The 5,625-nt window shown below is 39.3% G+C and carries 4 protein-coding genes and 1 pseudogene; 2 read left to right on the plus strand and 3 right to left on the minus strand.

The window, feature by feature from the left end:
* The first annotated feature begins 61 nt into the window (after positions 1 to 61).
* Both BLR11_RS13665 and BLR11_RS13670 read left to right on the plus strand, forming a co-directional pair.
* Positions 62 to 1,237 (plus strand): MalY/PatB family protein, encoded by a 1,176-nt coding sequence (locus BLR11_RS13665; RefSeq protein WP_425433766.1) that lies wholly within the window; start codon positions 62 to 64, stop codon positions 1,235 to 1,237.
* A 33-nt stretch (positions 1,238 to 1,270) separates the two neighbouring features.
* Positions 1,271 to 2,398: a 5-methyltetrahydropteroyltriglutamate--homocysteine S-methyltransferase gene (locus tag BLR11_RS13670; protein ID WP_091653211.1), complete on the plus strand. Its 1,128-nt coding sequence runs from the start codon at positions 1,271 to 1,273 to the stop codon at positions 2,396 to 2,398.
* Between the two features lie 171 nt (positions 2,399 to 2,569).
* Here the strand turns inward: BLR11_RS13670 and BLR11_RS13675 are convergent, their stop codons facing one another.
* The 3 genes and pseudogenes from BLR11_RS13675 to BLR11_RS13685 all read right to left on the minus strand — a co-directional run.
* Positions 2,570 to 3,670, minus strand: coding sequence for a KamA family radical SAM protein (locus BLR11_RS13675; RefSeq protein WP_091653212.1), 1,101 nt, complete (start codon positions 3,668 to 3,670; stop codon positions 2,570 to 2,572).
* 230 nt (positions 3,671 to 3,900) lie between these two features.
* Entirely contained in the window at positions 3,901 to 5,184 is a 1,284-nt protein-coding gene (locus BLR11_RS13680; protein WP_245675177.1) for an ArsB/NhaD family transporter, read from the minus strand.
* Positions 5,185 to 5,359: 175 nt separating this feature from the next.
* A pseudogene (locus BLR11_RS13685) lies at positions 5,360 to 5,625 on the minus strand (hypothetical protein); the annotation flags it as partial.

A 5,625-nucleotide genomic window follows, 5' to 3' on the forward strand; every position in this document is an offset into this window, starting at 1 on the left:
GTAAACGACTTGATCGCCGACTTAAAACAAGCACTGGCATAACCAAAAAGGAGTGACTCTTATGAATTTTGATAACGTAACAAATCGCCAAGGTACAGATTGCTTAAAATATGATGCAGCAGTCCGACGAAACAAACCTGCCAACATCCTGCCATTTTGGGTTGCCGACATGGACTTCCCTACAGCACCTTGCATTTTAAGTGCATTACATTCCCGTATTGATCATGGCATATTCGGCTACAGTGAAGCCGACCCCGACCGATTTTATAACGTTCTCAAAGAATGGTTCCAAACGCGTCATCATTGGACCATTCAAAAAAATTGGATTATCCAGACACCGGGCATCGTCTTTGCATTAGCCATGGCAGTACGTGCTTACTCGAACCCGGGAGATAGCATACTGATCCAGCAGCCGGTTTATTATCCGTTCAGCGAAGTTATTCAAGACAATGATCGAAAAGTTGTAAACAGTCCGCTGATTCTTAAAAATGGCAATTACAAAATTGATTTTGACGATTTCGAAAAAAAAATAATTGAAAACAATGTCAAATTATTTCTGCTCTGCAATCCACATAATCCCGGCGGTCGTGTATGGACAAAAGAAGAACTAATCCGAATTGGCGATATTTGCTTATCTCATCATGTATGTATCGCCGCAGATGAAATTCATCAAGATTTTGTTTGGCCAAATCATATACATACCGTATTTGCATCCCTTGGCGAAATGTATGAACAAAATACTATTATTTGCACATCTCCCAGTAAAACTTTTAATCTTGCCGGTTTGCAATTATCCAACATTTTTATTCCCAATCCTATATTACGACGAAAGTTTAAAAAGGAAATCACAAAAGCAGGATATAGCCAATTAAATACATTAGGGCTCGTCGCTGGCGAAGCGGCATACCGAGAAGGGGCTCCCTGGCTTGATGAACTTAAAATATATTTATACGACAACATTACGTATACTCAAAATTTTCTGCAGCAAAATCTTCCGCAAATCGGATTTATTTGTCCTGAAGGTACCTATTTAATCTGGCTTGATTTTCGTGCATTAGGATTAACGGAAGCACAACGTGAAGATGTATTATTAAACCAAGCGGGTTTATGGCTTGACAGCGGCGCTATGTTTGGGCCTGACGGTGAAGGTTTTGAACGATTAAATATTGCTTGTCCGCGTACGATTTTAAAAACAGCATTAGAAAAATTATGTGTACTGCAACATATAACTAATTAAAACAAATCTTTGCTATATAAAGGAGTTGTCCCTATGACCGTATTAACCAATCGAACACATGCACCCTTTCGTTATGATATCGTCGGCAGTTTTTTACGCCCTGCCGCATTAAAAAAAGCCCGCTTCGATTTTGCCGAAAATAAAATCACGTTTGAACAATTAACGGAAATAGAAAATATATGTATACGTGACTTAGTTAAAAAAGAAATAGCCGCCGGTCTCCATTCCGTAACAGACGGTGAATTTCGCCGCAGTTACTGGCATCTTGATTTTATGTGGGGCTTTAATGGAATCGAACACACGGTATTAGATCACGGATATATATTCCAAGGAGAAGAAACACGCGCAGATTCTGCCCGAGTAATCGGTAAAATTCGTTTTACCAATCATCCTTTTTTAACACATTTCCGGTTTTTAAAGCAACTAGCCGGAGATACCGTTTTATGCCGACAAACCATCCCGGGACCTGCTCAATTTTTTTCAGAATTAGTACGCGGGGAAAACGAAAAATATTTGAATACGGTATATCCTGACAGGAAAGAGGCCTGCCAAGATTTAATACGAGCCTACCATGATTTTATTCTTGCTCTATACGACGAAGGCTGTCGCAATCTTCAATTAGATGACTGCACCTGGGGCATGCTATGTGATATAAAGTATTGGAAAAATCAATCTGGTGGAGAAACCAACGTGCAATCGTTACAAGAATTATACCTGCGATTAACTAATGCTTCCATTGCGGATCTCCCCAAAGATTTGATAATCAACACCCATGTATGCCGCGGAAATTATCATTCTACATGGGCTACCAGCGGTGGTTATGGACCTGTAGGAAAAATATTATTCGGAAAAGAAAATGTAACCGGGTATTATCTGGAATTTGATGATAATCGATCTGGTGACTTTACCCCTCTGCAAGATGTTTCTGATAATAAAATAGTTGTATTAGGCTTAATTACCTCAAAAAAACCAAAATTGGAAAATAAAGCCGCTATCATTTCCCGGATAAAAGAAGCTTCACAATTTATCCCCTTAGACCGGCTTTGTCTTAGTCCGCAATGCGGGTTTTCATCCACAGAGGAAGGAAATATATTGACAGAAGAAGAACAATGGCAAAAAATTGCACTCGTCAAAGAAATTGCAAATGAAGTATGGAACTAACTGTATATATGACAATGCATACAGGTATGCCAAAATACCGGAATCATCTGCTGGCTTGTATGTATATAACACCTGGTGCACTATAATAATATATTTCTGCTATAGCAGAAAAAAACGATAAAAACGGCAAGAGGCTGTAACTGTACAGTCTCTTGCCGTTTTGTACTACCCTCATATATCTTCGAGCCATTTTTCATCAACTGAAAGCTTTTTAGTAAATATTTTCCCTATATTATGCGAATTTTTAGCTTGTTTATATTGAAATACCATGTTTCCTGCATCATTTAATCCAAGAATACGTATTTTTCCCGTAACATGCGACATGGTATAATCAGCAACTTTCCCCAGTCCGTTTTGCTGGGCATTCGCTTCATTAACAATACGGCTTCCTTCCAACAAAGGTACTTGAAAACGACTCTTCACTCCCAGAACAGGACGACACTGGAAAATATAATGGGGTACAATTCCCCATGTCGTAAGTTCACGCAGCAATCTTGCCAATATTTCCGCTTTATCATTGATTCCCCGCATGAGAACTGTCTGGTTTTTCACAACAATTCTCATCTCCTGCAATATTTGCACGGCTTCTTGCGCTTGTCCTGTTAATTCTTTTGGATGATTAAAATGAGTAATCACATATATTTGTTTTTTCTTATTATATTTCCGTAATATATCCTGAAGTTCTGCATCAGCTATAATCCGCTGCGGAAACGTAACGGGAACCCGGCTGCCGATACGAATAAAATCCAACTGAGGAAGTTCCACAAATTTCCGCAAATATTCTTCTATGCGAATATTGGAATTAATCAAAGCATCTCCGCCAGAAATCAAAACATTATTTATTTCCGGATGTGCTTTCACATAGTCTGTCATCTCATCCATATGATCTGCTACTTCTTCACCTGAAAGACCTACAAGACGTCTGCGGAAGCAATGTCGGCAGTACATCGCACATTGGTTGGAAGAAAGGATCAATGCCGTTTCCTTATATTTATGCTGCATCCCCGTAAGAACCGTATTTGATGCCTCTCCGCTAGTATCAAGAAGGCCGTCACTGTCAAATTCACAAACTTCCGGAACCGACATTTTTCGAATAGGATCCTCTGGATCCTCCTTATCTATCAAAGAAAAATAGTATCGAGAAATAGACATAGGATAATATTGAATCAATTCTTTCATTTTTTCAATTTCTTCTTTTGTCAGTGGCAATAACGCCGCTAATTCCGAAACGGTTGTAATATTGTTTTTTAATTCATTTTGCCAAGTATCCATACCTTACGCCTCCTTCCACAAAGATGTTAAAAAACATCTCATGCTGCCATATATCAGGGAAATTATTTCTAATTCTATTATATGAGCTTTTCAACTGTTTCTGCAATATAAAACAACTAATAATTTTGCAATCACCTTTGCAAAATTCATATAACCGATCAATTTTACTCCTACATAAAATAAAAGACCGCCAGATGATACTTTACCGCATCTGACAAGTCTTTTGTTTTTTACAAATATCGAAAGTATACATAAATACTGCTGATAAAAACAGAAAGTACCATTAATGGAAACGCAATCTTCATAAAACCAATAAAAGAAATTTGTCTGCCCCGCTGTGCAGCCATTGAAGCGACCACAACATTGGCACTCGCTCCGATCAATGTACCATTGCCTCCCAAGCAAGCTCCTAAGGACAATGACCACCAAAGAGGATCGAGATGAGTCATACCCATGATTCCCATATCTTTGATAAGAGGAATCATCGTTGCTACAAAGGGAATATTATCAATAAAAGCAGATGCAAAAGCACTCATCCAAAGAATCAGCATGGCGGTTGCTGTTAAATTTCCCTGCGTAATTTTCACAGCCTCCGCAGCCATCATGGCAATAACTCCCGTATCAACAAGCGCTCCTACCAGAACAAACAATCCAGCAAAAAAGAATATAGCCGTCCATTCTATTTTTCCTAACACCTTGGTAATCGTACCTTCGTCACGGCGGCAGCTGATTAACAACAACAGCCCCGCACCGGTAAGTGCCGCTGTCGCTGTTTCCAAATGGAGCGTACTGTGAAATACAAATAACCCAATTGTTATACATAGAACAAGCAAACATTTTCGCAGCAGTCCCGGCTTGTGAATTTGTTTTTTTGCATCAAGCCGCATAACCTGTTCCTGTAGTATTGCGGTTGTATGAAGCTGTTTTCGGTATATAAAAATAAGTACGATTTCCGTCACAGCAAATATACCTACACAAACAGCCGACAAATTGGTAATAAAAGACATAAAATTCAATCCGACAGCACTGCCGATCATAATATTAGGCGGATCTCCAATAAGAGTTGCCGCACCGCCAATATTAGCTGCCAGAATCTGTGAAATTAAAAAAGGTTTTACATCGATTTTCAGCTGTGATGTAATACTGAACATGATAGGTACCGTCAATAGAACCGTCGTTACATTATCAAGAAACGCAGAACAAACCATCGTCAAAAAGGACAAGGCCGCTAATAATGCAATGGGGTTTGCCCGAACTTTTTTTGCCGACCAAATAGCCAAAAAACTAAACACCCCCGTTTCACTGGTAATATTGACAATAATCATCATCCCCATCAAAAGTCCTAATGTATTGAAATCGATATGTGCTACCGCTGCCTCCTGCGATATAATCCCACAAAGAACCATGAGTACCGCACCACATATGCCAACGATAGTACGATGAACTTTTTCCGAAATAATAAGCACATAGGCGATCACAAAGATCACTATTGCTTCCATAGTATCAATTGCCAAAAAAACACTTCCCATTTTTATGCTAATAAATAATCTATATATACATTATATTAATACTATTAGTATACGAGTTATATAGAAACAAAACAAGAATAAATATTTTATCGTATGTGTCAAGAAGTTCTCGGTGAATGTATTGACCTAGATAATAGCTAGCCTCATCGACATCGTTTTTTTATAAAAATGCAGGCGTTGAGAAACTGTTAGCTAACTTCCCTATGGCACTGCTGGACGGGCCATTATTGCAAATGCGTCCGTGATGAATCCCTACATGCGTTTGAAAGGGAATCTTCCGCATGACTCGTCTCATCGTCCCACGGAAAGTGCGGCTGACTGGAGCGGTAAACCCCTTGGTCCAGTCGGCAAACGCCTGATCTAATTCCTTGTTTCGTATGGCCGTAATCACTTTCACCATCGCAGTCCCTCCCGTCCGACTCCAAT

Source organism: Megasphaera paucivorans (assembly GCF_900103535.1).
GTDB classification, from domain to species: domain Bacteria; phylum Bacillota; class Negativicutes; order Veillonellales; family Megasphaeraceae; genus Megasphaera_A; species Megasphaera_A paucivorans.